Genomic DNA, 24,297 nt, shown 5'->3' on the forward strand with positions numbered 1-24,297 from the left:
GTGTTCTTAGGGCAGGCGCACCACTTGGGCGCCAAACACCAGTCCGGCACCAAAACCGATCTGCAGCGAAAGTTTACCGGAGAGCTCCGGGTTCTCTGCCAGCAGGCGGTGTGTTGCCAAAGGAATAGAAGCGGCAGAGGTGTTGCCGGCGTCGGCAATGTCGCGGCCGATGATGACGTGCTCGGGCAGTTTCAGCTGCTTGGCAAGCTCATCGATGATGCGCATGTTCGCCTGATGCGGCACAAAAGCGCCCAGATCATCAGCGGTAATGCCTGCTTCAACGAGGGCCTTCTTGGCCATCTTAGCCATTTCCCACACGGCCCAGCGGAACACTGTCTGGCCGTCCTGGCGCAGGGTGGGCCACAGGGTGGAGTGTGCCTCATCCGCGGCGGCGAGGGCAACGCCGTCGCCCTTCATGGCCTGTTCGCTGAAGTCACGAATATCAAGCTGCGAGTGGGTCATGCCGATGGTGTCCCACTTGCTGCCATCTGATCCCCAGACCGAGGGGCTGATGCCGGGCTCGTCGGAGGGGCCAATGACAACCGCGCCGGCGCCATCGCCGAGCAGGAAGGAAATAGTGCGCTCGTGGTTGTCGATCACGTCGGAGAGCTTTTCTACGCCAATGACCAGAACGTAGTCAGCGGTTCCGGAACGGACCAAAGCGTCCGCCTGGGCAATGCCATAGCAGTAGCCTGCGCAGGCAGCGGAGATGTCATAGGCCGGGGCTGGGGCTGCACCGAGCTTCTCGGCGATCAGTGCGGCGGCCGACGGCGTTGCGTAAGGATGTGTCACCGTCGAGACCAGCACGGCACCAATTTGGGACGGCTCGATGCCGGCCTTTTCGATGGCCTCGGCGCCGGCGGAAACTGCCATATCAACCACGGAGACGTCCTTGGGGGCGCGGTGGCGGGTGATGATGCCGGTGCGCTGCTGAATCCACTCATCGGAGGAATCGATCCACTGGCACACATCTTCGTTGGAGACGATCACGGACGGGCGGTACGCGCCAATGCCCAAAATCTGAGCTCCGGGACGTGTGGGGTTCTGCTTCAGCGTAGGGGTGCTCACAGTGTTCCTGCTTCCGGTGAAAGGTGTGCTGCCAGCATTTCCCGGGCAGCTTGAAGGTCGTCGGGCGTTTTGACTGCCACGGTGGTGATGCCGGGGATGCCACGCTTGGCCAGCCCGGTCAGGGTCCCGGCCGGGGCCAATTCGATCAACCCGGTCACGCCCATGGCGCCCATGGTTTCCATGCATAGATCCCAGCGAACGGGGCGCGATACCTGGGCGATGAGAGACTCCAGTGCCGCTTCCCCGGAAACTACGGCGGTGCCGTCGTAGTTGGAGAGCAGTGTCACCGCAGGTGTGTGCGTTGTTAGCGACGGCGCAAGGGCCTGGAGGGCGGAGACTGCCGGAGCCATGTGGTGCGTGTGAAAGGCACCGGCAACCTGCAGTGCAATGACGCGGGCCTTGGCGGGAGGAGCGGCCACCAAGGCGGCGATCTGCTCCAGCGTTCCGGCAGCCACTGTCTGGCCCTTGGAGTTCATATTGGCGGGGGTAAGCCCTGCGGCTGCGATGGCGGCGAGGACCTCATCCGGGTCTCCGCCCACAACGGCCGCCATGCCTGTGGGTGTGGCGGCAGCGGCGTCGGCCATGCGGTTGGCGCGTTCGCGTACAAAAGCCATGGCATCTGCGTTGGAGAGCGTGCCGGTGAGCGCCGCAGCGGTAATCTCGCCCACGGAGTGGCCGGCTACCAGCATTTTTCCGGGGACCAGAGCCGCCGTGGCGTCATCGCCCAACAGTGCCTGTGCCGTGATGAGTCCGGCAGCCACAATGAGGGGCTGAGCGACGGCGGTGTCTTTGATGGTTTCTGCATCTGAGGTGGTGCCGTGGGCCAGCAAATCAATGCCCGCAGCCTCGCTCAGGGAAGCTAGTTGTTCTTGGACACCGGGGCGTTCCAGCCACGGTGAAAGGAATCCTGGGGATTGGGAGCCCTGACCCGGGCAGACTATTGCAAGCACATTAACCAGCTTTCCAAACTTAACAGTATTTACAGGGTGTTTTCATACACCAAGCTCTTCAGCACAATTTGTAGGAAGTCTACAATGCTCCCGTGGCGTGGCGGGTATTCGTTACGAGACCTGGTGGGACGCGGAGCGCCTAATGGCTTGCTGAGCCCGGGAGTGCAGCGGTCGAACGGCCCGTGGTGGACTTGGCGGGTGGTTGCTTCGCAGCACCTTGATTTGTAGCTTTTGCCGACGTAGCCAGCCTGCCCACAATCAGGGCCGTTTGCAAGACAAAGGCTTCGCGGGGGATGAGCGGATCCCACCCGGTGACATCGCAAATCCGGCGCAGGCGGTAACGGACTGTGTTGGAGTGTACAAAAAGATCCCGCGCTGCGGCTTCCAGGGAATGCCCGCCTTGGAGGTAGCTGCTGAGGGTTTCCACCAGTCCGTTGGAGGCTGCCACGAGCGGGCGGTAGATGTTCACCAAGAGGGACCGGCGTGCTGATTCGTCCCCGCCAATGACACGCTCTGGCAGCAGGTCATCCGCTGAGACGGGGCGCGGGGCGGAGGGCCATCCCTTAGCCACGGAAATGCCGGCGAAGGCCACCTTCGCGCAGGCCGTGGCCTCGGCCAATGTTGATGCCAGAGGTCCGTACACCACCGGCCCGGGCGCAAACAGCTCACTCAGGCGCACATAAGCCGATTCCGGATCCGTCACATTGCCTAGCACCAAGATCAATTTATCGCCCTGAATGCCCAGCATGACGTCCTCGGCGAAGCGCCCGGCGGCACGGCGCAGGGTGGAAAGCAAGAGCGCATTGGTTTCCGAGGGAGCTGGTCCCACCATGACGGTAAAGCGCCCGTGCGAGGTCCAGCCCAAAGCTGAGATGCGTGATTGCAGCGCATCGGTGTTTTCTCCGCGCAGGATCCCATCAACGGCAAGGGCCTCCAAGCGGGTATCCCACGAGCCCCGGTTTTCTGCCGCCCGTGCATACACATCGGCGGCAGCAAAAGCCACTTCTCGGGAGTAGCGCAGCACGGCTTCTCGCAGGGCAACTTGTTCCTCGGCGGCGGCCAGTTCTGGCACCTTGTCTTCCACCACTTGGACCACGGTGCGGATCAACTGCAGGGCGCGCTGAAGGCTGATGGACCGCGTGAGTTCTGTCGGTGCCGTGCCGAACACATCCGAAAGGACCCAGCTGGGGGAGGAAGGATGCTCGTACCAGGAGACAAAGGCTGTGATGCCGTTTTGGGCCACCAGACCCAAGGCGGAACGTTCATCAGCGCTGAGCCGTCGGTACCACGGCAGGGTGTTTTCCAGTTCCCTGCGCATCATGGTGGACAGGGGGCCAATGTTGGCTCGGAGCCGTTCTAGCGTCCCTGAGGTGTTCTTTGCCTTGCGCCGGGCAGGCGAGCTCGGCAAACTGTCCTGTTCCTGTGCGGGGTAGGCGTCCGCTGAATTTTTCGCTGCCATATCTTGAGGATATGTCTTAATGGCCGGCAAGGGTTATTTGTGTGAACCCAACAACTTGGCCATGAGGCGCTCTAGGGCCAGAACGCGCAGAACGCCACGGATTGGCGGGATGCACAAAAAAGGGCGGTTGGTGTTGCTGTAGAAGATCTACAGCAACACCAACCGCCCATCATGCAGGCCTGGGCCCACGAGCCCAAGGTGCAGACGCGTCAGCGGCGGCACCTTGGGAGGGTGCGGGTATTAGCCTTCGCCGCCGGCGTTGCCGGTGGTGCCTGCATTGACATTGAGCAGATCGTATTTAGCGATCGCCTTAGCCGGGGCATCAGCATCCACTTCGCCACGCTTAGCCAGCATCTGCAAGGTTCGAACTACCACTGAGTGGCTGTCGATCTTGAAGAAGCGGCGGGCAGCGGCGCGGGTGTCGGAGAAGCCGAAGCCGTCGGCACCCAGGGTTGCGAACTCATTGGGCAGGAACTGACGGATCTGATCCGGCACTGCCTTCATGTAGTCAGTGACAGCAACAACGGGGCCCTGTGCATCAGCCATCTTGGCAGTGATGTACGGGACGCGAGCCTCGTTTTCCGGATGGAGGAAGGCATCCTCTTCGGCAGCGAGTGCGTCACGGCGAAGTTCGTTCCAGGACGTAACGGACCAAACATCGGCAGATACTCCCCACTCATCGGCGAGAATCTGTGCAGCTTCCAGCGCCCACGGCACGGAGACACCCGAGCCCAGCAACTGTGTCTTCGGGCCCGGAGCATCGCTCTTCTTGAGAAGGTAGATGCCCTTGACGATGCCGTCGACGTCCATGTTTTCTGGAGCCTTCGGCTGCACAATCGGCTCGTTGTAGACAGTGATGTAGTACATGACGTTGGGATCCACAGAATCCGGCCCGTACATGCGCTCAAGACCGGACTTGATGATGACGCCGATTTCGTAACCGTACGCGGGGTCATAGGAGACCACGGCAGGGTTGGTGGAAGCCAGGATCGGGGAGTGACCGTCAGCGTGCTGCAGGCCCTCACCGGTCAAGGTTGTGCGGCCAGCGGTGGCGCCAATGATAAAGCCACGGGTCATCTGGTCACCGGCAGCCCAGAAGCTGTCGCCGGTGCGCTGGAAACCGAACATGGAGTAGAACACGTAGATCGGGATCAACGGTTCGCCATGGGTTGCGTAGGCGGTTCCTGCTGCGGTGAATGCAGCGACGGAGCCGGCCTCGTTGATGCCTGCGTGAACAATTTGTCCGGAAATGGACTCCTTGTAAGCCAGCACCAGATCGCGGTCTACGGACAAGTAATTCTGACCGTTGGGGTTGTAGATCTTCGCAGTGGGGAAGAAGGCGTCAATACCGAAGGTACGGGCTTCATCCGGGATGATCGGGACAATACGCTGCCCAATCTCCTTGTCCCGCATCAAATCCTTGAGCAAACGCACGAACGCCATGGTGGTGGCTGCCTGCTGCTTGCCTGAACCGCGGTTAGCGACCTCGTAGGTCTTCTCGCCGGGCAAGGTCAGCTCGGTGTGCTTGCTGCGACGCTCCGGAACGGATCCGCCCAATTCGCGGCGGCGTTCCATCATGTACTGGATCTCAGGTGTATCCATACCCGGGTGGTAATACGGCGGGCGGTACGGATCTGCTTCCAAAACCTCATCAGTGATGGGCAGGCGCAGGTGCGTACGGAAGTCCTTCAGGTCCTGCAAGGTGAGCTTCTTCATCTGGTGCGTGGAGTTACGCGCCTCGAAGTGTGTGCCCAAGCCGTATCCCTTGACCGTGTGAGCCAAGACGACTGTCGGCTTGCCCTTGAAGTCCATGGCGGCCTTGTAGGCTGCGTAAACCTTGTGGTAATCGTGGCCACCGCGCTTGAGGTTCCAGACCTCGTCGTCGCTCAGGTGAGCGGCGAGTTCCTTGGTCTGAGGCGTCTGGCCGAAGAAGTGCTCGCGCACAAATCCGCCGTTTTCAGCCTTGTACGTCTGGTAATCGCCGTCGCGCGTGGTGTTCATGACGTCCACGAGTGAACCGTCGGTGTCACGCTCAAGCAGGTCATCCCACTCGCGGCCCCAAAGGACCTTGATGACGTTCCAGCCGGCACCGCGGAAGAACGCTTCGAGTTCCTGAACGATCTTGCCGTTACCGCGCACCGGACCGTCGAGGCGCTGCAAGTTGCAGTTGACCACGAATGTCAGGTTGTCCAACTTGTCATTGGCGGCCAGCTGGAGCAGGCCGCGTGACTCGGGCTCGTCCATTTCGCCATCGCCAAGGAAAGCCCAGACGTGCTGATCGGAGGTGTCCTTGATGCCGCGGTTATGCAGGTATCGGTTGGACTGAGCCTGGTAGATGGCGTTCATGGGGCCAATGCCCATGGAAACCGTCGGGAATTCCCAGAACTCCGGCATGAGGCGCGGGTGCGGGTAGGAGGAGAGCGCATGCCCTTCCTTGGACTTTTCCTGACGGAAGCCATCCAAGTCCTCTTCGCTGAGGCGACCTTCCAGGAATGCACGAGCGTACATGCCGGGGGAGGCGTGGCCCTGGAAGAAGACCTGGTCTCCGCCGCCGGCGTGGTCCTTACCGCGGAAGAAGTGGTTGAAACCAACTTCATACAGGGTTGCGGCACCTGCATAAGTGGAAATGTGTCCACCTACACCAATGTCAGGACGCTGAGCACGGTGCACCAAGACGGCAGCATTCCAGCGCAGCCATGCGCGGTACTTGCGCTCGATTTCTTCGTTGCCCGGGAATTCGGGTTCCTGATCGACGGGAATGGTGTTCACGTAGTCGGTGGTCGTGACCATAGGCACGCCAACGCTCTGTGCCCCAGCCCGCTGAAGCAGGCTACGCATGATGAACTGGGCACGCTCAGTGCCGCGTTCCTGAATCAACGTATCCAGGGACTCAAGCCATTCGGCTGTCTCTTCCGGATCGCGATCAGGCAGCTGGTTTGTCAACCCGCTGAGGATATGGGAGTTATCGTCTCCTGCAGCCACGTCCAACCTCTCTTAAAAGCAGTGTGAGCGCCCAGAGCTGTAGCCATGGGCGTGTACCAATACTGTAGACCGCAGGGGCCATTAGTGCGTAGCTGCGCCCGTTGCATGAACACCGGCCCAAGCATCCCGTGGCGTTCACTGTGGGGAACGGGGCGCAATGTGGGTAATGTAAATCACAATATTCACACAGGTCAGCGAGCCCTGTTGCGTCCAAGAATGCGTTAAGTGGAGGCAACTGGCGCTCACCCCCTAGACTGGGGTCATTGACCAACAAACCAGCGCGCAAGTGCTGACCCCAGGAGGAAAAACGTGAGCGAGGCCGACGCCGGCACCATTGCCAAGGTGGCAGGCAGTTTAGGGTTCAAGGATGGGGATCTCATCCAGGAACTCGGATACGACGACGACGTCGATTTTGATCTGCGCGACAGCATCGAGACCCTCATTGGGTCCGAAATGTTCGATGAGCAAGATCATGACGTAGTGGACTCAGTCCTTTTCTGGTGGCGCGATGGTGATGGCGACCTTGTGGACGCCCTTGTCGATTCGCTGACCACCTTGGACGAAGGCGGTGTGGTGTGGATCATGACACCCAAGCAGGGCCGTGATGGTTACGTCCCGCCGTCGGACATTCAGGAAGCTGCGCCCACGGCCGGCTTGCATGTCACCACCACGGCAGGGGTGTCTACCGACTGGGCTGCGGCACGACTGGTTCCGCGCAAACGCCAGTAGGCTTGGCGAGAGAAGGACTGCCCGTGAAGAACGACGGCGCCACGCACCAAGGTTTAGCGCTCGGGGACATTGCTCCCGACTTCACCTTGTCCAACCAGTTTGGCGAACCAATGTCCCTCGTTGGGTTGCGTGGCACCGCCGTTGCACTGGTGTTCTACCCGTTTGCGTTCTCCGGCATTTGTACGGGCGAACTGGGCGAACTTCAGGACAACGTCGGCGATTTTGAAAAGGCTGGCGTGCACTTGCTGGCTATCTCCGTCGACACGAAATACACGCTTCGGGCCTATGCTCAGGCGCAGGGCTACTTCTTTGATCTGCTGGCTGACTTTTGGCCGCATGGCCAGGTGGCGCAGAGCTACGGCGTTTTTGATGCCGACCGTGGCATGGCCACTCGAAGCACATTCCTCATTACCGCCGACGGCGTCCTTGCCGACACCTTCAGCACGCCCACGGGGCAGGCTCGTCCCTTGGCCCGGTACCGTCAAGCACTCGAGCGGCTGTAGCTGTGGATCAAGTGCGGCCGGGCATTGGTGAAACGGGCTTTGTCCCGGCGATGACGCCCGCAGCAGCGTCACGAGCCGTCACTACCTCTTTGAGTCGCGATGAGATTGCTGCCGTAGGCAGCGTTGCCGGCACATTAGGCGGCCAACCCTTCGCACTGCTCACTGGCGCGGGCATGAGCACCGATTCCGGCATCCCGGACTATCGAGGACCCGGCGCCCCGCCCCGGAATCCGCTGACATATCAGGAATTCATGCGTGATCCGGCTCTTCGCCAGCGCTATTGGGCCAGAAACCATGTGGGCTGGTCGCGGATGCACTTATCGACGCCCAATGCCGGACACTACGCTGCTGCCGAGCTGGAGCGCGCGGGAATGCTGAGCGGCATCGTGACCCAAAATGTGGACAGACTCCACGAGGTGGCTCTCGCCAGCAATGTGGTGGACCTGCACGGCCGCTTCGATCAGGTGCTGTGCATGGAGTGCGGCAACCACTATTCACGTTCCTTTCTGGCCATCATCCTCAATGAGCTCAACCCCGGCTTCTTAGAGGCAGTCGCGGCAGCAGGGGGTGTTTCCGCAGCTCCTGACGCGGACGCTGACGTGGAGAGCGAGAAGTTAATCTCCGCCTTCAACGTAGCCAAGTGCCCTTTGTGTGGGGGCCTGCTCAAGCCGGACTTCGTCTTCTTCGGCGAAAATGTTCCCCAGGACAGGGTGTTGCGGGCCTTTGCCATGGTGGATTCGGCAGCGGCGTTGGTGGTGGCCGGCTCGTCGTTGTCAGTTTTTTCCGGCCTGCGTTTCGTCAAGAAAGCGGCCAAGGATGGCAAGCCGGTCATCATCATCAATAGAGGCAAAACCCGCGGAGATTCCTTGGCAACAGTGAAGCTGGAGCTCGGAGTCAGTGAGGCTATGACCCAACTCACACGCTCGCTAGGGTTGTAATTGGCGCAAAGGGCAAAACATCGTGTACAGTAGTTTCTCGTTGGTCAGGCAAACAAGCGCATAGCTTGGAACGCCGACTGATGAATGGGTCTTTAGCTCAGCTGGTAGAGCGCCACGTTTACACCGTGGATGTCATCGGTTCGATCCCGGTAGGACCCACCACAGAGAAACCCTGTCACTCCATGGCCCACAGGCCTGGAGGGGCGGGGTTTCTTGTTTTTATACGTTTGGCCAGAAGTTGCCCGGTCCGGGTGACCGCCAGGATGGCCGGCACCATCAGGGGGACGCATGGACGGGATTTCCTTTACCGCCATTGATTTTGAAACGGCGAACAACTTCCGCGCCTCTGCGTGCGCCGTTGGGCTGACCAAGGTGAGGGCGGGCAAGGTGGTGGACCAGGTTTCCTCGCTCATCAAGCCACTGCCAGGCTTTACGGAGTTCGCGCCAGTCAACGTGAGCATTCACGGCATCACCGCCGCCCACGTGCGCAACGCGCCCGACTGGCGCGGCATCCACGGCCCCATGATGGATTTCATTGGCGCCGATGCACTGGTGGGCCATAATGTCAGCTTCGAGAAGTCGGTCATCTCCAAGGCCAACGATGCCTGTGGGCTGCCTGCCCCTGTTCAGGATTTCCACTGCACACTGACGTTGGCCCGGAAGCACCTTGATTTGGACCACTACACACTGTCCGACGTTGTGGGTGCCTTGGACTTGCCAGCGTTCAATCACCACGACGCGGGCGACGATGCCCGTGCCAGCGCCTTGATAGCCATTGAACTGGCTCGGCTACATGGTGCCTCGACGCTTTCGGCCCTGTGGCCCCCAGTTCAGAAGGTGGTCGCAAAAGTGCCCGGCTATTACGCGGCAGGCTACACGCGCAAGCTGGCAGATCTGCCAGTTCCTAATGTTGGCGCAAACCCCTATGGGCCGCTCTATGGCCAGACCATCGTCTTTAGCGGAGATTTAGCGGCCATGCCCCGCACCGAGGCGCAGGACGCGGCAGCTGCTAAGGGCGCCACCATTGCCAATAGCACCACCAAGAAGGTCACCATGGTGGTTAGCGCTGAGGTGGCCGGTGGCACGCGCTCTAGTGCCAAGGTTAAGAGGGCGCTGGAATTGGCGGCAGCGGGGCAGGATATCCAGGTTGTGGGCGAGCTGGCATTCCTGCGGCTCTTGGCGTTCAAATAGCCCGGCGCTGAACCTTGGTCGCGTGATCTTCAGTTTCGAAACTGAGGCAGGCGGAGCGTGCGCCAACTAAAAAGGTTCCCCGCCACAGCTATTGGGGGACGCTGTGGTGGGGAACCAGTAATAAAAATATATCGCGTGATGGGACAGGATGCAAACTGACACGCGGAATTTCCAGATCGTGCCGCAGCTCAGGTTATTGGAGTGCTTTCCATGGTCGCCGTCGCAGGCGCGGTATTGAGTGGGCAGTCTCAGACCCGAGAATCTCAGGGAGTATTCAGCCTTAACGTGGATGACCCTCCACTGTGGCTATTGGGGGACGCCACAGTGGAGGATCTGAAAACGAATATACCGGCATGCTGGAAAAAACACAAGAGTGGACGTTCTACCTCTTTGTTTGAACAGTATGATGAAAACTGTCCACTTCAATGTACTGTAGGTGGGCGATAGAACACCGCTCCGGGGCTGTCTCGGGGAACCTTCAGCGTCGAGGAAAACTACGTGAGCGAAATTCAGGCCATGCCCAGCAGGAACAGCGAAGTGCGGGGCCACGGATCTCCCGCCCCTGCGGTAACCCGCGCTTCCGCCGTGCTTGACGCCTTGGCGCAGTCGGTCACCGGAAGATTGACGCTCAGCGACCTTGCCCGCGAGCTGGGCATCCCCAAATCCTCCACGTCCAACCTGTTGCAGGCGCTTGAGGATGCCGAGCTCATCACCCGCGTTGGTTCCGACTACGCCCTGGGTGTGAAATTGGTGGAGCTCGGGGCCGCCTACCTGAGCCGCCGCGACGAGGTCAGGGAGTTTTACCGCTTTTGCGAAGCCGCACCCCTGCTCAAGGGCGAGACTGTTCGCATTGCCATGCTCGACGGCGACAATGTCATCTACTTGGCCCGCTATGAAGGGCATCCTGCCGTGCGGCTGACCTCGAACATTGGGGACAAGATGCCCGTCTCACTGTGTGCCGTGGGGAAGGCGCTGATTGCCAAGCTCCATGACCATGACCTGGACCGGCTTTACCCCGACGAGGCTGTGCTCCCTGTCCTGACGCCCAAGTCGCTCCGGACCGGTGCCGCGCTCAAGGCCGAGATCGGAGCCATTCGCGCCCAGGGCTATGCCTTTGAGGATGAGGAGTCCACCTTGGGTGTGGTGAGCCTTGGCGTGGCCGTTCCCACCCACGGCTCGCACGGCCCCAGTCTCGGCGTGTCAGTGACGGCGCTGCAGGCCACGTTCTCCGATGCGCAGCGCGCAGCCATGGTGCAGGAGCTCGTTGATCTGTCTAAGATGCTGGGTAATCCCATGGGCTAGTGAGCCAAATAACATTTTCCCCTTGGCCTTCTGTTCAACATGTTGTACGCTGTTCAACATAGTGATCGACCTTAGGGTCGTTGTCGCCTGCTTGAACCAATGGTGGTTCGGTAAGTTTCAAGGGAGAATCAGTGACTACACAACCGCTACGCCCAGCCCCGGCAGCCGCCTCGACAGTAGACGAGAAGGTGGATCCGGACCAGCTGCGCCGGGCCACCCTCGCCAGCTCCGTTGGTTCGGCGCTTGAGTACTACGACTTTTACATCTTCGGGCTCGCGACAGCGCTGATCTTCGGCCCACTCTTCTTCGCTCCGCTGGGGGACACGGGCGCCTTGCTCGCGGCCTTCGGCGTGTACGGCGTCGGGTTTGTCGCCCGCCCCTTCGGCGGCCTAGTGTTCGGCGTCATCGGAGATCGCTTCGGCCGCAAGCAGGTCCTCCTGCTGACCATCACGATCATGGGAGGGGCATCGTTCGCCATCGGCCTGCTGCCCACCTATGAGCAGGCAGGAATGGTGGGGGCCGTGCTGCTGGTAGTCATGCGCATTCTGCAGGGCTTGGGTGCAGGAGCGGAGCAGGCCGGCGCCACCACCCTCATCTCCGAAGTTGCGCCACGCAAGCGCCGAGGCTTCTTCGCTGCTCTGCCCTTCGTCGGCATTCAAGTTGGTACGCTGCTGGGTGCGGGAACCTTCGCGCTCCTTGGCCTGGCCCACCCCGAGGTCCTCGAAGGATGGCTGTGGCGGGTACCGTTCCTGGCTAGCATCGTGCTGATCGGCGTCGCCGTGTACATCCGCCTCCAGCTCAAGGAGACCCCGGTCTTCCAGGAGCTGGAAAAGCACAAGAACGTCACCAAGAACCCGCTGGGCACCCTGTGGCGGACCTCCAAAAAGAATGTCCTGATCGGCATTGGCCTGCGCATGGGCGAAAACGGCAACTCCAGCATCTACTCCACGCTCCTGGTCGGCTTCATGGCTGGCAAGGGCGGTGTGTTTGAAGGTGACAAGTTCATTGGTCCCGTGGGCCTGTTGATCGCCGCCGGATTCGCTGCCGTCATGGTCATCTCCTTCGGTGCGATCTCAGACCGCATTGGCCGCGTCAAGGTGTACCGCTACGGTGCCTTGTTCCAGCTACTCTTCGCCTTCCCTGCGTTCTACCTGATCACCTTGGGCCACGTTTGGCTTGTCTGGGCGGTCATGGTGGTGGGCATCTCCATCGGCGTGCAGTCCATGCTTGGCCCGCAGTGTGCCATGCTTCCCGAGCTCTTCGGCGCCACCCACCGCTTCACCGGCGTCGCCATGAGCCGTGAAATCTCTGCCGTGTTTGCCGGCGGCATTGCACCGATCGTGGGTGTCGCCCTGTTGGCCGTGACGAACCACTCCTGGCTGGTGCTCGCCGTGTACTCCGCGGTCCTAGCCAGTATCTCCTTCGTCACCACCTTCTTCGCCCCGGAAACCGTGGGCCGCGACCTGAACCTGGTTGAGGACGCCTCCTAGCTTTCCGTTGACCAAGCGGCATCTGCTCCGGCGGGTGCCGCTTGGCGTTTAACTTCCCTTGTTGATGGACGACGCCGGGCCCGTGCCCTGCGCTGGGAGCCGGCCTGCCGCCGTCGTGCTTCAAGAGGGCAAGTCGCCACCAAGGTGCGGGCGCACAAAAAAACAGGGTGCGGGCACGCAAAAGAGGAGCCTCCGCGAACGGAGACTCCCCTGTAAGAGGTGCGATTAGTAGAAGTGGACGGGATCCACGGTGTGCAGCAACTCGGTGCCGGCCTGGAAGCGCTGAAGGTTCTCCATGAAGCGCTCGGCGATCAGGCGGTTCTCGGCGGAGCTCAGGGCCGAGGTGTGGGGGAGACCATGACCCGCGGGTGCTCCCACAGCGGACTTGCCTCCGGCAGCGGCTCGACGGCGAAGACGTCCAGGCAGGCGTAGGAAACCTGGCCACTGTTGAGGGCCTCGAGGAGGGCGTCCTCGTCAATGACCGTGCCGCGTCCCACGTTGACCACGATGGTGCCCGGCTTCATCGCGGCGAAGATCTCGGCGTTGATCATCTTTTCCGTGTACGGGGTCCCGGGGAGGGTGTTGATGAGAATATCTGCCGTGGCGACGAGGCCGGGCAGCCCGGCGGTGTCGGTGACCGTGTCGATTCCCTCGATGGGCTCCACAGTGCGCTTGGTGCCGCTGACGTTCATGCCGAGGGCACGGGCCAGGCGGGCGGTTTCGAGGCCAATCTCGCCCAGGCCGGTGATGACCACGTTGGAGCCGCGGGCTAGGCGGGTGGGGTGCGCAGTTCGGGCCAGTGCTTGGCGGCCTGGTCCACGGCCAATTCGGCGCTGCGCTTGAGGCCGTTGAGTGCGCCCATCATGGCGAACTCGCCCAGCGGCAGGGAGTGCACGCCTGCTGAGCTGGTGATCTTGATGCGGGCCAGATCCTCATCTGAGAGTTTGGCTGCCTTAACTGCTCCGCCGGCGCCTGCGGCCATGGCCTGGATCCACTGGAGCTTTTCGCTGGAGGCAATCTCGGCCAGCCCGGCCGGACTCTCGTTGGGGAAGCCGTAGAGCACGTCGGCACTGCGGAGCATGTCCCAGTAGCGTGCTTCCTGCTCCTTCGTGCGCTTAAACGCTGGATCGCCAGCGTGGTCGGCGGGGAAGCGCTCTTGGGGAGCAACTCGGGTTCGTATAACACGGTCACTGACGGGTTGGCGGCGCGGATGGCCTCCACATGCTCGGCTTCGAGCGGTACGGCAATCGCAACGGTGAGATTATTAGGAGTCATGATGTTCATCATACTGAATTGCGGATAGAATACTGAACAAATGTGGCGATGAGTCACTTTAAGAACCAAACCACAAAGTTGTGAGGACTGGTGTTCAATGACGCAAACCACTGATTTCCCCCGGCAGGCCCCGCGCGCCATCGGGTTTGTAGGCCTGGGCCACATGGGTGCGCCCATGGCCGCGAATCTGCTCCGTGCGGGCTGGGCTGTGACGGTGTGGAACCGCTCGGCCGCAGCGCTCGAATCGCTCGCCGCACAGGGTGCCCGGACCGCTTCCAGTGTGGCCGAACTGCGAGACGCCACTGTCATCATCTTCATGCTCCCCGACTTGGGCTTCATTGAAGAGGCCGCGGAGCCGCTGCTTGCAGCGTGGCGGGAGGCACCGCCGGAGCTGGGCACCGTCGTGGTGGTCATGAGCAGTGTCTCCCCTCAGGCGGTCCAAGGTTTTGGTGTCCGAGTGGCAGCGGCCTCGGGAGGCAGGGCTTCCGTCATTGACGCCCCCGTCAGCGGAGGTACTGTAGGGGCTGAAAAGGGCACCTTGGCCATCATGGCCGGAGGGGACGCCGCCGACTTTGAGCGCATCTCCCAAGTTCTGGACAGCATGGGTACCACCGTGCGCCTGCTGGGCCCGCTGGGCAGCGGATCCCTGGCCAAAGCCTGCAACCAACTGTTGGTGGGAACCACGATGGCGGCACTCGCCGAAGCGGCGGAGCTCGCTGAATCTTCGGGCATGGATGTTCCGGCACTCTTTGAGGTATTGGCCGGCGGTCTAGCCGGTAGCAACGTCCTGCGGCTCGGCGGGCCGAGGATCGCGGCCAAGGACTACACTCCCACCGGCCCGGCGAAATTCATGCACAAGGACCTGGGATTCGTGCTGGAAAGTGCCGCCGCCGTTGGTTCCGCGACCCCCATGGCCAGTGCCGGACACGCCCTGTACGGGACCCTGAAGGACCAGGGGCTGGGGGAGCAGGATCTGACAGTGGTGCGGGAAACCATCGCGCGGCTCGGAGCCGGGAACAAGCCTTCGCAGCAGTGAGCGCCTCTTGGGTGACTCGTGCGCCGTCGTACTTTTGAACGTCTTGAAAACCATTAAGGCCTGAAAATAATTAAGGACAGAATTGATGAGTGGATTGTTTGACTTGACCGGCCGGGTGGCACTGGTAACAGGGTCCAGCCGGGGGATTGGAAACTCCTTGGCCCGCGGGCTGGCGGAGGCCGGGGCTACGGTCGTGCTTAACGGGCTGAACGAGGAACGCCTGGCTGCTGCAGAAGTGGCCATGGCCGCGGACTTCGCTCCGGGGCAGATTCGTTCGCTGCCGTTTGATGTCACCAGCGATGTGGCGGCGGCCGAGGGTATAGCGTGGATCGAGGCCACTGTGGGCCCGCTGGAGATCCTGGTCAACAACGCCGGGATCCAGCACCGTGTGCCGCTGCTGGAGCTCGACGTCAAGGACTGGGACAGGGTCATCAGTACTGACCTGACCAGCGCCTTCCTCGTGGGCCGCGAAGCCGCCCGCGGCATGCTGGCCCGCGGCCACGGCAAGATCATCAACATCTGCTCGGTTCAGACGGACTTGGCCCGCCCCACGATCGCGGCCTACACCGCGGCCAAGGGCGGCCTGCGGAACCTCACCCGCGCCATGACGGCCGAGTGGGCCTCCGGCGGACTGCAGATCAACGGTATCGCCCCCGGCTACATCCACACCGAAATGACGCAGAACCTGGTGGATGACGAGACGTTCAACTCCTGGATCCTGGGCCGCACCCCTGCCAACAGATGGGGGACCGTGCAGGACCTGGTGGGGCCGGCCATCTGGTTGTCCTCAGACGCTTCTAACTTTGTCAATGGCCAGACCATCTTCATCGATGGCGGCATGACGGTGGTGGTCTAAATGGCGAACGAACAACTCACACTTCCCGTGAGTGCTGCGGCCGTCGTGGCGCACGGCAAGGACGATCTGCGGATCGACCAGGTGCCGTTGCGTGAACCGCGTGCTGACGAGGCCGTGATTGAAATTGCCTACGGGGGAATCTGCGGCTCTGACCTGCACTACTGGCTGCACGGGGCTGCGGGGGAATCCATTTTGAAGGACCCCATGGTGCTGGGCCACGAGGTGGTTGGTGTTGTAGCCCGTGCGGCTGCGGATGGCACCGGACCTAGCGTAGGAACCCCCGTCGCCGTGCATCCAGCCAGTCCGGCCCCGGGTGCGGCAAGGTACCCGGGCGATCGGCCCAATCTTTCCCCGGGTTGCACCTATCTGGGTAGCGCGGCGCGTCATCCTCATACAGATGGCGCCTTCTTGCGCTACGCAAATCTGCCTACTCGCATGCTGCGGGTGCTGCCGGATTCTTTGCCGTTGCGGTTGGCTGCCTTGATCGAACCGGCCAGCGTGGCCTGGCATGCCGTCTCTCGTGCCGGTGACGTGCGTGGAAAATCGGTGCTCGTGGTGGGCTGTGGCCCCATTGGAACCCTCGCTATTGCCGTTCTTAAGCGCGCCGGGGCTAGTCACATCACGGCGGTCGATATGCATCAGAGGCCGCTGGACATTGCTGCTGCCGTGGGCGCGGATGTCTTGTTACTGGCTCCCGAAGCCGAGAGAGTTGCAGCGATCGAGGCCGATGTGGTGATTGAATCCTCCGGGAACCATTTTGGTTTGGGGACGGCCATCAACGGCGCAACGCGCGGTGGTCGAGTTGTCATGGTGGGCTTGCTCCCATCCGGTGCGCAACCGGTTGCCATCTCGCTGGCGATCACGCGAGAGCTTGAGCTCATGGGGTCATTCCGCTTCAATGAGGAAATTGCCGAGGTGATTGCCGCCCTGGCCGACGGTTCCCTGTTTGTGGAACCCGTGATTACACATGAATTCGCACTCAACGACGCCTTGGCGGCATTTGATATGGCTAAGAATTCGGCTCAGTCAGGGAAAGTTCTGCTCAACTTCTCCGCGTGAGTTTGACTTTTGGCATCCGATTGCCAAACTTCCTGCGTGACTTGCGTAATGTTACGTATCCAAATCATGGAATGAGCTGGGGAACGGCTGGCAATACCGATAAGCTGTAGCTAACCACGCAATTCACTCTGGAGGTAGTATGTCTGCACAAACTGGCACTGCACAGATCGGTGTCACAGGTCTGGCCGTCATGGGCGCGAACTTGGCACGCAACTTGGCTCGCAACGGATACACCGTTGCGCTGCACAACCGCTCGGTCGCCAAGACCGACGCGCTGCTTGAAGCCCACGGCAGCGAGGGCGAATTCGTTCGCACGGAGACCCTGGCCGAGCTCGTTGACTCCCTGGAGAAGCCGCGCCGCGTGCTCATCATGGTCAAGGCCGGCGGCCCCGTTGACTCCGTGATCGATCAGCTCGTTCCGCTCATGGAAGCTGGCGACATCATCATCGATGGCGGCAACTCCCACTACCAGGACACTCGCCGCCGCGAAGCTGCCCTGGCCGAGAAGGACCTCCACTTTGTAGGGGTTGGCGTATCCGGTGGTGAGGAAGGCGCTCTCTTGGGCCCGTCCATCATGCCCGGTGGTTCCAAGGAATCCTACGATGCACTTGGCCCACTGCTGGAAAAGATTTCCGCGAAGGTTGATGGCCAGCCGTGCTGCGCTTGGATCGGCACCGATGGCGCCGGCCACTTCGTCAAGATGGTTCACAACGGCATCGAATATGCCGACATGCAGGTTATTGGTGAAGCGTTCGACCTCCTTCGTAGCGCCGCTGGCATCGAGCCGGCCGAGCAGGCAGAGATCTTCGGCAAGTGGAACGAAGGCCAGCTGGCCTCCTTCCTGATCGAAATCACAGCAGAAGTTCTGGGCCACGTTGACGCCAAGACCGGCAAGCCACTGGTTGACGTCATCGTTGACTCCGCAGGTCAGAAGGGCACGGGCCGCTGGACGGTTCAGTCCGGCCTGGACTTGGGCTCACCCATCTCCGCCATTGCCGAGTCTGTTTTTGCTCGCGGACTCTCCTCACAGCGCGATCAGCGCGCCATCGGCCAGGAAGTTCTGGCCGGTCATGAGGTTGCTGTTGACCTCGGCTCCGACTTCGTTGAAGACGTTCGTCAGGCACTCTACGCGTCCAAGCTCATCAGCTACGCACAGGGCATCGACATGCTCACCAGCGCAGCTACCGAGTACAACTGGGATCTGAAGCTGGATCAGATCGCTTCGCTGTGGCGTGGTGGTTGCATCATCCGTGCCGAGCTCCTCAAGGACATCACCAAGGCCTACGCCGCTGAGGACAAGCCGGCCAACCTGCTGTTCGCTCCGGCGTTCCAGGCTGAAATTGCTGAGGTCCTCCCGGCCTGGCGTCGTGTGGTTTCCACCGCCGTTCAGCTGGGTATCCCGGTTCCGGTCTTCTCCTCCTCACTGGCTTACTACGACGGCTTGCGCCGGCCGCGCCTGCCCGCCGCACTGACCCAGGGTCTGCGCGACCTCTTCGGCGCTCACACCTACAGCCGTGTTGATGCAGAAGGTACCTTCCACACCCAGTGGAGCGGCGACAAGTCCGAGATCAGCGCAGTAGACACGCACTAGTCCCCAACCGCTCCCCACATAAAGCCGCTGGCGCGTCTCTATGTGGGGCCCCTCGCGGTTGTGGGCCCAAACGGTTTGTGGCCCCTCGCGGTTGTGGGCCCATTCGGTTTGTGGGCCCACTTGCTCGAGTACGACGGCGGCCGGTGACCTCTTCCTTTCGGAAGGTCACCGGCCGCCGTCGTTCCCCACCTGCTCCCACTTCTCGCACGCTCGAAGCGGGGCCCTCGCAGGTGTGGGCCCACCACCAGAACTGCCTCTCGCACGCTCGAAGCGGGGCCCTCGCAGGTGTGGGCCCGGGAAAGCTAGATCCACATGGCTGGGTCAATGTATTCGGCCGGATCCACGGCGGGGGCCATTTCCTTGCTCGCGTCCCGATGCCGGATGGTGGCCGGGATGCCGGTGAGGATAGACGAGGCAGGCGCGTCCTTGACGACGACGGCATTGGCTCCCACGGCGGAGTCGTCGCCAATGTAGATGGGGCCCAGAATCTTGGCGCCGGCACCAATGGTGACGCGGTTGCCGATGGTGGGGTGACGCTTGGTCTTGGCCAGTGAACGCCCGCCCAGGGTGACGCCGTGGTAGATCATGACGTCGTCACCGATTTCGGCGGTCTCGCCAATGACCACACCCATTCCGTGGTCAATGAAGAACCGTTTGCCGATGGTAGCTCCCGGGTGAATTTCAATACCGGTGGCGAAACGGGTGAGCTGCGAGAGCACCCGGGCCGGGAAGCGCAGGGCCGGGTTGGCCCACATTGTGTGGGTGAGTCGGTGTATCCAAATGGCATGGAGGCCGGAGTACACGAACAAGTTCTCCATGGATCCCCGGGCTGCAGGATCATGCGAGCGTGCCGAGTCGAGGTCTTCACGTATTCTGCTGAAAAATCCCACAGACTTCTTTCAGTTGATCGCCGTGAATCTCTCACGGCGGAGGTTGCAAGGTGCGCGGTCCAGATACCAGAAGACCCGCACCTCTGACATAGCGTCAGCGATGCGGGAAACATTCCGGCGAACCACAATGTGGACGTCTGGGCCCAAACCCCCGAGGGCTTGGGGACTAGCCCCGGATGTCGTCGTACAGTGCGGTTGAAATGTAGCGTTCACCGAAATCGCAGACAATCGCAACGATCAATTTACCAGCGTTCTCCGGGCGTTTGGCCAGTTCAAGTGCTGCCCAGACGATGGCGCCAGAGGAAATGCCGCCCAAGATGCCTTCGCGTGCACCCAAATCGCGGGCAACCCGGATTGAATCCTCAATCGTGGCATCAAGGACCTCGTCGTAAACGTCACGGTCAAGTATTTCTGGAATAAAGTTTGCGCCCAAACCTTGGATCTTGTGTGGTCCTGGGGCGCCGCCGTTGAGGATAGCTGAGTCTTTGGGCTCGACAGCCACAATCTGCACACCAGGCTTACGCTCCTTGAGTACCTGCCCGACGCCGGTGATGGTTCCACCAGTGCCCACGCCAGCGACGAATATGTCAACGGCACCGTCTGTGTCATCCCAAATTTCCATCGCGGTGGTGCGGCGGTGGATCTCGGGGTTGGCGACGTTGGCGAACTGCTGGGCCCAGATGGCGTTCTCTGTGGTGGCGACAATTTCCTTCGCCTTCTCAACGGCGCCGCGCATGCCCTCGGAGCCCGGGGTCAAAACGATTTCAGCACCGTAGGCGCGCAGCATGACACGGCGTTCGGTGGACATGGTTTCCGGCATGGTCAAGATGACCTTGTAACCGCGTGCAGCACCCACCATGGCCAGGGCGATCCCGGTGTTACCGGAGGTTCCTTCAACAATGGTTCCACCGGGCTTGAGCTCGCCTGAGGCTTCGGCGGCGTCAACAATGGCGACACCAATCCGGTCTTTAACGCTGTTAGCCGGGTTGTAGAATTCCAGCTTCACAGCGACCGTGGCGGCAAGGCCCTCGGTCAGGCGGTTCAGGCGCACCAACGGGGTGCCGCCAACCAGCTGGGTGACATTGTCATAAATACGTGCCATGAGTGGTCCTTAATCAGTCTGTGAAGCGAAGGGATGCGTGCATTCGGCAAGGAACCGACCACGCTGTACTTAGTCGTCAGCGTATCGAGTAGCTATGTACTGTTCTAGGCGGTGAGCCACTTCGCGTAATGTTTTCTAACTTTAGAGATTTTTGGGTTGATAATGACCTGACAATAGCCAACCTCGGGCCGCTGCGCGTAGAAATCCTGATGGTATTGCTCGGCGGCATAGGACACACCCAGCCGGGTCACCTCGGTGACAATCGGATCATTCCACAGCGGTTGGTTCCGCTCAATGGCAGCCCGGAACTCCGCTTCTTCTTCCTCGTCGCGGTAGTACATGACCGAGCGGTACTGGGTACCGACGTCGTACCCTTGGCGGTTCAAGGTGGTGGGGTCATGCTGGACAAAGAACATGTCCAAAATGACGTCCGCCGGGATGATGTTCTCGTCAAAGGTGACCGCCACAACTTCGGCGTGGCCGGTCATCCCTGTGCAAATTTGCTCATAAGTAGGGTTGGGCAGGGAGCCGCCGGTATACCCGGACACCACCGATTCCACGCCGCGGGTCATCTGATACACGGCATCAAGGCACCAAAAGCAGCCGCCGCCTAATACAAAAGTCCTCATAGTCATTTATAAGTCATTGCGGGCCCCGATGATTCCCTGACGGCGAATGTGTGCTCTAGAGCTCCTGCCCGCAAGTAAGGTAGGAACATGAGCAAGGAACCAACTTTTCCCACGTCCGACGCCGGAAGTGCTGCAGGTGCCCATGGCCCCGACACTCCGGAACCGTCGGGCGTTGGCGCAGACGCCACTTTTCCTGCCGCGGAAACCTCTTTCCAGGGTGGCTTCGCTGATCAGGCTCGCGATGGCGCTGGCTTGATCGGTGACGACGAAGGTGGCACGGACGTTCTGGAATCGGAAGAGGAAGTCACGTTCGAAACTGAGGTAACGAGGCTTGAGGCTGTGCCCGACACTGGGCTCGTGGGGGATCCGGACCTTGATGCTGAGCCTGTGAATCCTTTGCAGACCCCCGTCTTATCCGATGTCCTCCTCGCTGTAGAGGAGTTGTGGCCGGAATCCCTCGCCGAGGAATGGGACCGTGTGGGCCTCGTGGTGGGGCGTCCCGAAGCTGAGATTAACCGCATCATGTTTGCCGTTGACCCCACACTGGAGGTCATTGACGAGGCGCTGGAATGGGGAGCGCAGCTGCTCATCACCCACCACCCGCTGCTCCTCAAAGGCGTCAACTCCGTGGCTGCCACCACGGGCAAGGGCAGGGCCATCCACAACCTGATTGAGGGCGGCTGCGCTCTGCTGACTGTCCACACCAACGGCGACAGCGCCGTGGGCGGCGTCTCCGACGTTCTTGCGGACATCCTGAAACTGGACGATGTCCTGCCGCTCATGCCGGCACGCAATGGACTGGCTGAAGAAGGAATTGGCAGGGTGGGTTTCCTGCCTAATCCGGAAAAGCTCGGTGACCTGGCTGCCAAGGTATTCCTGACCTTGCCCGCAGTGGCCGGGGGAGTGCGCGTTTCAGGCGAGAAGGACGCGCTCGTTCGCAAGGTTGCTGTCTGTGGCGGTGCCGGCGATAGCCTCTTTGATGCGGTACGAGCCAGCGACGCCGATGTTTTTGTTACTGCCGATCTGCGCCACCACCCGGCCTCCGAGGCCCGTGAAGCGCGCCTTGATGGACGGCCCTACCTGATTGATCTTTCCCACTTTGCCAGCGAATGGTTGTGGCTGCCCAACGCCATGGTGGCTCTAGGCAACGTACTCGGTGACCAGGGCTTTGCTGCAGAACTGGCGCTGAGCCAGACCAACACCGATCCGTGGGACTTTATTCTTACTCCCGGGAGCTAGCGCCCAGCGTTCTCCCACCGCTCGCAAGTCCCCGACCGCTCCCACGTCTCGCAAGCTCGGCGCGGGTCCCGCGCGGCCGTGGGCCCACGCGGCGGGCCCCTCGACCGCTAGCGCCTAGCGTTCTCCCACCGCTCGCAAGTCCCCGACCGCTCCCACGTCTCGCAAGCTCGGCGCGGGCCCCTCGCGGCCGTGGGCCCACGCGGCGGGCCCCTCGACCGCTAGGCTTATCCCTAAGCACACACAGCATTTGAAGCAGCAGGAGGAGTTACATGGCTAAGGCAGCACCGGCCGAGCAAATGCGTTTGCTCGAGGTCCAGGTATTGGACGGCAAATTGCGGGCACTTGATGTTCAGGCAAAGGCATTGAAGGAAGACCCCAGGTTGCCGGATCTCCATGCAGGAGTCACCGTAGCGAAGAGCGATCAGGTGGTTCTGGACACTGCCGTCAGCGACGCTCAGCGGGCGCTGACCAAGTCTGAAGATGATGTTGCCGCCGTGGTAGCCCGGATTGAGCGCGACGAGGCCAAGCTAAACAGCGGCACCGGCCTGTCCAAGGACCTCATGGCATTGCAGAGCGAAATTGAATCGCTGACGCGGCGGCGCAGCGAACTTGAAGATGTGGAACTCGAAGCCATGGAAGCCTTTGAGTCCGCAACCGCTAAGGCTCAGGCCGAGCGTGATCTGGTGACCCAGATGCAGAGCGTCCTTGATGAAGTTCTGGATGAGGTGCGCAGCAAGCTTGGCGGGCTCAAGATGGAACGCGATGCCATTTTGGCAGAACGTGCCGAGTTGGCGGCTACCTTTGAGCCTGCACTCATGGCCATCTACGACCGTTCTTTGGCCAAGTATGGTGTGGGCGCAGCGCGCTTGTTCCATGGCAAGTCCGAAGGCTCCGGCATGCACATTAGCGCCGGTGACTTGGCTGAGATCAAGAAGGCCAGCCCCGAAACCATTGTGATGTGCCCGGATTCCGGTGCCATCTTGGTCCGCTCGGAGGAGTGGAGCTAACTAGCTCGAGAGCTAGTGAAAGGCTGCGGCCGGCCAGGCATCTGCCAGGGCCGAACGCAGCCTTTTTGTTAATCGTTCAGGATGATGTTCAAGGCGTGCGCCTTGCGCGGGGTGCCTGGCACGAGCTCCACAGTCCACTTTTCGGCGGCTGCCTTCGCCAACTGGGCCGGGGTCTCCGGGGCCTTGCCGCGGCGGGTCAGCAGGTGCCGGGCCAGTTCCCCGCGGGTGTGCTTGGCGAAGTGCGAGACCACCTTGCGGACGCCGTCGCGCTCGGTGAAAACATTGACGGCCACGGTGCGATCCGGAGCCGGCACCCATGCTGCGGCGTACGTGCTGGAGCGGCAGTCCACCAGTAGGTGGTCCTCTGCATGACTCGCGAGGGCCGCGGCCAGTTGTGGTTTCCAGTAACTGGCCAGCTTGCCCACACCGGGCAGGCCCACCGACATGGAGAGCCGGTAGGCGGGAATGCTGTCGGCAAAGCCCACGGCGCCCCACAGCCCCGAGATAACGACGACGGCGGTATTGGCCTTGCGCTTTTGCGCGGGAGTCAGGCTTGAGTAGCCCAGGGCGTCGAACAGCACGCCCGTGTAAATGCTGTGGGCGGGGGCGGCGGGCTCGTGGGCCAGCCTGGTGTTGCGGCTGACCTCGTGGAGCAGTGTTGCGCCCACACCCAATTGACTGAGGGCATCGTGTTGGCCGGATACTTCGGCCAGCGCATCGGCCACCCGTTGACGTGCCTCGGTGAGCGACGGGAAACTGAGCGCGGCCAGATCAACCGGGGATCCGGCGTCGGGCGGGGTCTTACCTTCAGAGGGGGGAAGCAAAATTAGCACCGTTCGAGCCTACCGCTACGGTGAGCCCCACATGTCAGCTCCGCCCCTTCCTCGAAAGGTGAGTAGTTGGCAATCGTGGGCGCAAACATTGCCATCTACTCACCTTTCGCGGGGGAGGACAGAGCAACAGTTAGACCGGTCTAGTGAGTGCGCTCACTGAACTCGCCG

General features: G+C 61.4%; 20 protein-coding genes, 1 tRNA gene and 1 pseudogene. 13 read left to right on the top strand and 9 right to left on the bottom strand.

Going from position 1 to position 24,297, the window contains the following annotated elements; genetic code table 11:
- Positions 1-6: 6 nt before the first annotated feature.
- The 4 genes from AS189_RS08815 to aceE form a co-directional block, all read right to left on the bottom strand.
- Positions 7-1,068 carry a beta-ketoacyl-ACP synthase III gene (locus tag AS189_RS08815; protein ID WP_062287640.1) on the bottom strand — a complete coding sequence of 354 codons (1,062 nt, stop codon included), beginning with the start codon at positions 1,066-1,068 and terminating at the stop codon, positions 7-9.
- Positions 1,065-2,018 (bottom strand): ACP S-malonyltransferase, encoded by a 954-nt coding sequence (locus tag AS189_RS20670; RefSeq protein ID WP_062287643.1) that lies wholly within the window; start codon positions 2,016-2,018, stop codon positions 1,065-1,067. The genes AS189_RS08815 and AS189_RS20670 overlap by 4 nt, the downstream gene beginning before the upstream one ends.
- A 139-nt stretch (positions 2,019-2,157) precedes the next feature.
- Positions 2,158-3,477 (bottom strand): PucR family transcriptional regulator, encoded by a 1,320-nt coding sequence (locus tag AS189_RS08825; protein ID WP_082634174.1) that lies wholly within the window; start codon positions 3,475-3,477, stop codon positions 2,158-2,160.
- Between the two features lie 240 nt (positions 3,478-3,717).
- Positions 3,718-6,459 (bottom strand): pyruvate dehydrogenase (acetyl-transferring), homodimeric type, encoded by a 2,742-nt coding sequence (gene aceE / locus AS189_RS08830; protein ID WP_062293313.1) that lies wholly within the window; start codon positions 6,457-6,459, stop codon positions 3,718-3,720.
- 309 nt (positions 6,460-6,768) lie between these two features.
- Between aceE and AS189_RS08835 the strand changes: the two genes are divergently transcribed.
- From AS189_RS08835 to AS189_RS08865, 7 genes are all read left to right on the top strand, one after another.
- A complete protein-coding gene (locus AS189_RS08835) occupies positions 6,769-7,188 on the top strand; it encodes a DUF3052 domain-containing protein (protein ID WP_062287646.1) in 420 nt (139 codons plus the stop codon).
- A gap of 23 nt (positions 7,189-7,211) precedes the next feature.
- Positions 7,212-7,691, top strand: coding sequence for a peroxiredoxin (locus AS189_RS08840; RefSeq protein WP_272946743.1), 480 nt, complete (start codon positions 7,212-7,214; stop codon positions 7,689-7,691).
- 2 nt (positions 7,692-7,693) lie between these two features.
- On the top strand, positions 7,694-8,629 hold the full coding sequence (locus AS189_RS08845; RefSeq protein WP_062287649.1) for an NAD-dependent protein deacetylase: 936 nt from the start codon (positions 7,694-7,696) through the stop codon (positions 8,627-8,629).
- Between the two features lie 86 nt (positions 8,630-8,715).
- Positions 8,716-8,791, top strand: a tRNA-Val gene (locus AS189_RS08850).
- Positions 8,792-8,917: 126 nt separating this feature from the next.
- A complete protein-coding gene (locus AS189_RS08855; protein WP_062287651.1) occupies positions 8,918-9,820 on the top strand; it encodes an exonuclease domain-containing protein in 903 nt (300 codons plus the stop codon).
- A gap of 516 nt (positions 9,821-10,336) precedes the next feature.
- Positions 10,337-11,122 carry an IclR family transcriptional regulator gene (locus tag AS189_RS08860; RefSeq protein WP_062293318.1) on the top strand — a complete coding sequence of 262 codons (786 nt, stop codon included), beginning with the start codon at positions 10,337-10,339 and terminating at the stop codon, positions 11,120-11,122.
- A gap of 131 nt (positions 11,123-11,253) precedes the next feature.
- Positions 11,254-12,612 carry an MFS transporter gene (locus AS189_RS08865; protein WP_062287653.1) on the top strand — a complete coding sequence of 453 codons (1,359 nt, stop codon included), beginning with the start codon at positions 11,254-11,256 and terminating at the stop codon, positions 12,610-12,612.
- Positions 12,613-12,837: 225 nt separating this feature from the next.
- On the opposite strand, the pseudogene AS189_RS21115 reads toward AS189_RS08865, so the two are convergent.
- Positions 12,838-13,899 (bottom strand): annotated as a pseudogene (locus AS189_RS21115) (D-2-hydroxyacid dehydrogenase).
- Positions 13,900-13,984: 85 nt separating this feature from the next.
- Here AS189_RS21115 and AS189_RS08875 point away from each other — a divergent pair.
- The 4 genes from AS189_RS08875 to gndA all read left to right on the top strand — a co-directional run bounded on the left by AS189_RS08875 (position 13,985) and on the right by gndA (position 18,429).
- A complete protein-coding gene (locus AS189_RS08875) occupies positions 13,985-14,923 on the top strand; it encodes an NAD(P)-dependent oxidoreductase (RefSeq protein WP_062287655.1) in 939 nt (312 codons plus the stop codon).
- Between the two features lie 85 nt (positions 14,924-15,008).
- Positions 15,009-15,779, top strand: a complete 771-nt coding sequence (locus tag AS189_RS08880) for an SDR family oxidoreductase (RefSeq protein ID WP_062287658.1) — start codon at positions 15,009-15,011, stop codon at positions 15,777-15,779.
- The gene (locus AS189_RS08885) at positions 15,780-16,838 is read left to right on the top strand and encodes an L-idonate 5-dehydrogenase (protein WP_062287660.1); all 1,059 of its coding nucleotides are present in this window, start codon (positions 15,780-15,782) and stop codon (positions 16,836-16,838) included.
- Between the two features lie 139 nt (positions 16,839-16,977).
- Positions 16,978-18,429 carry an NADP-dependent phosphogluconate dehydrogenase gene (gene gndA / locus AS189_RS08890; RefSeq protein ID WP_062287663.1) on the top strand — a complete coding sequence of 484 codons (1,452 nt, stop codon included), beginning with the start codon at positions 16,978-16,980 and terminating at the stop codon, positions 18,427-18,429.
- Between the two features lie 302 nt (positions 18,430-18,731).
- Here gndA and epsC read toward each other — a convergent pair whose 3' ends face one another.
- The 3 genes from epsC to msrA form a co-directional block, all read right to left on the bottom strand.
- A complete protein-coding gene (gene epsC / locus AS189_RS08895; RefSeq protein ID WP_062287666.1) occupies positions 18,732-19,319 on the bottom strand; it encodes a serine O-acetyltransferase EpsC in 588 nt (195 codons plus the stop codon).
- Positions 19,320-19,485: 166 nt separating this feature from the next.
- Positions 19,486-20,421, bottom strand: a complete 936-nt coding sequence (gene cysK / locus AS189_RS08900) for a cysteine synthase A (protein ID WP_062287669.1) — start codon at positions 20,419-20,421, stop codon at positions 19,486-19,488.
- 104 nt (positions 20,422-20,525) lie between these two features.
- Entirely contained in the window at positions 20,526-21,050 is a 525-nt protein-coding gene (gene msrA / locus AS189_RS08905; RefSeq protein WP_062293321.1) for a peptide-methionine (S)-S-oxide reductase MsrA, read from the bottom strand.
- A 387-nt stretch (positions 21,051-21,437) separates the two neighbouring features.
- On the opposite strand from msrA, the gene AS189_RS08910 reads away from it, so the two are divergent.
- Positions 21,438-22,289 (top strand): Nif3-like dinuclear metal center hexameric protein, encoded by an 852-nt coding sequence (locus tag AS189_RS08910; RefSeq protein ID WP_237760053.1) that lies wholly within the window; start codon positions 21,438-21,440, stop codon positions 22,287-22,289.
- 269 nt (positions 22,290-22,558) lie between these two features.
- Positions 22,559-23,296 carry a zinc ribbon domain-containing protein gene (locus AS189_RS08915; RefSeq protein WP_062287672.1) on the top strand — a complete coding sequence of 246 codons (738 nt, stop codon included), beginning with the start codon at positions 22,559-22,561 and terminating at the stop codon, positions 23,294-23,296.
- A gap of 68 nt (positions 23,297-23,364) precedes the next feature.
- Here the strand turns inward: AS189_RS08915 and AS189_RS08920 are convergent, their stop codons facing one another.
- A complete protein-coding gene (locus AS189_RS08920; protein ID WP_062287675.1) occupies positions 23,365-24,129 on the bottom strand; it encodes a YaaA family protein in 765 nt (254 codons plus the stop codon).
- Between the last annotated feature and the right edge of the window lie 168 nt (positions 24,130-24,297).

The sequence above is a fragment of the Arthrobacter alpinus genome, assembly GCF_001445575.1.
GTDB lineage: Bacteria > Actinomycetota > Actinomycetes > Actinomycetales > Micrococcaceae > Specibacter > Specibacter alpinus_C.

Coding starts and splice junctions, on each gene's coding strand:
- AS189_RS08875 (WP_062287655.1), top strand. CDS start 13,985: ATGACGCAAACCACTGATTTCCCCCGGCAGGCCCCGCGCGCCATCGGG.
- AS189_RS08915 (WP_062287672.1), top strand. CDS start 22,559: ATGGCTAAGGCAGCACCGGCCGAGCAAATGCGTTTGCTCGAGGTCCAG.
- AS189_RS08860 (WP_062293318.1), top strand. CDS start 10,337: ATGCCCAGCAGGAACAGCGAAGTGCGGGGCCACGGATCTCCCGCCCCT.
- AS189_RS08855 (WP_062287651.1), top strand. CDS start 8,918: ATGGACGGGATTTCCTTTACCGCCATTGATTTTGAAACGGCGAACAAC.
- AS189_RS08825 (WP_082634174.1), bottom strand. CDS start 3,477: ATGGCAGCGAAAAATTCAGCGGACGCCTACCCCGCACAGGAACAGGAC.
- AS189_RS08880 (WP_062287658.1), top strand. CDS start 15,009: ATGAGTGGATTGTTTGACTTGACCGGCCGGGTGGCACTGGTAACAGGG.
- cysK (WP_062287669.1), bottom strand. CDS start 20,421: ATGGCACGTATTTATGACAATGTCACCCAGCTGGTTGGCGGCACCCCG.
- msrA (WP_062293321.1), bottom strand. CDS start 21,050: ATGAGGACTTTTGTATTAGGCGGCGGCTGCTTTTGGTGCCTTGATGCC.
- AS189_RS08885 (WP_062287660.1), top strand. CDS start 15,780: ATGGCGAACGAACAACTCACACTTCCCGTGAGTGCTGCGGCCGTCGTG.
- gndA (WP_062287663.1), top strand. CDS start 16,978: ATGTCTGCACAAACTGGCACTGCACAGATCGGTGTCACAGGTCTGGCC.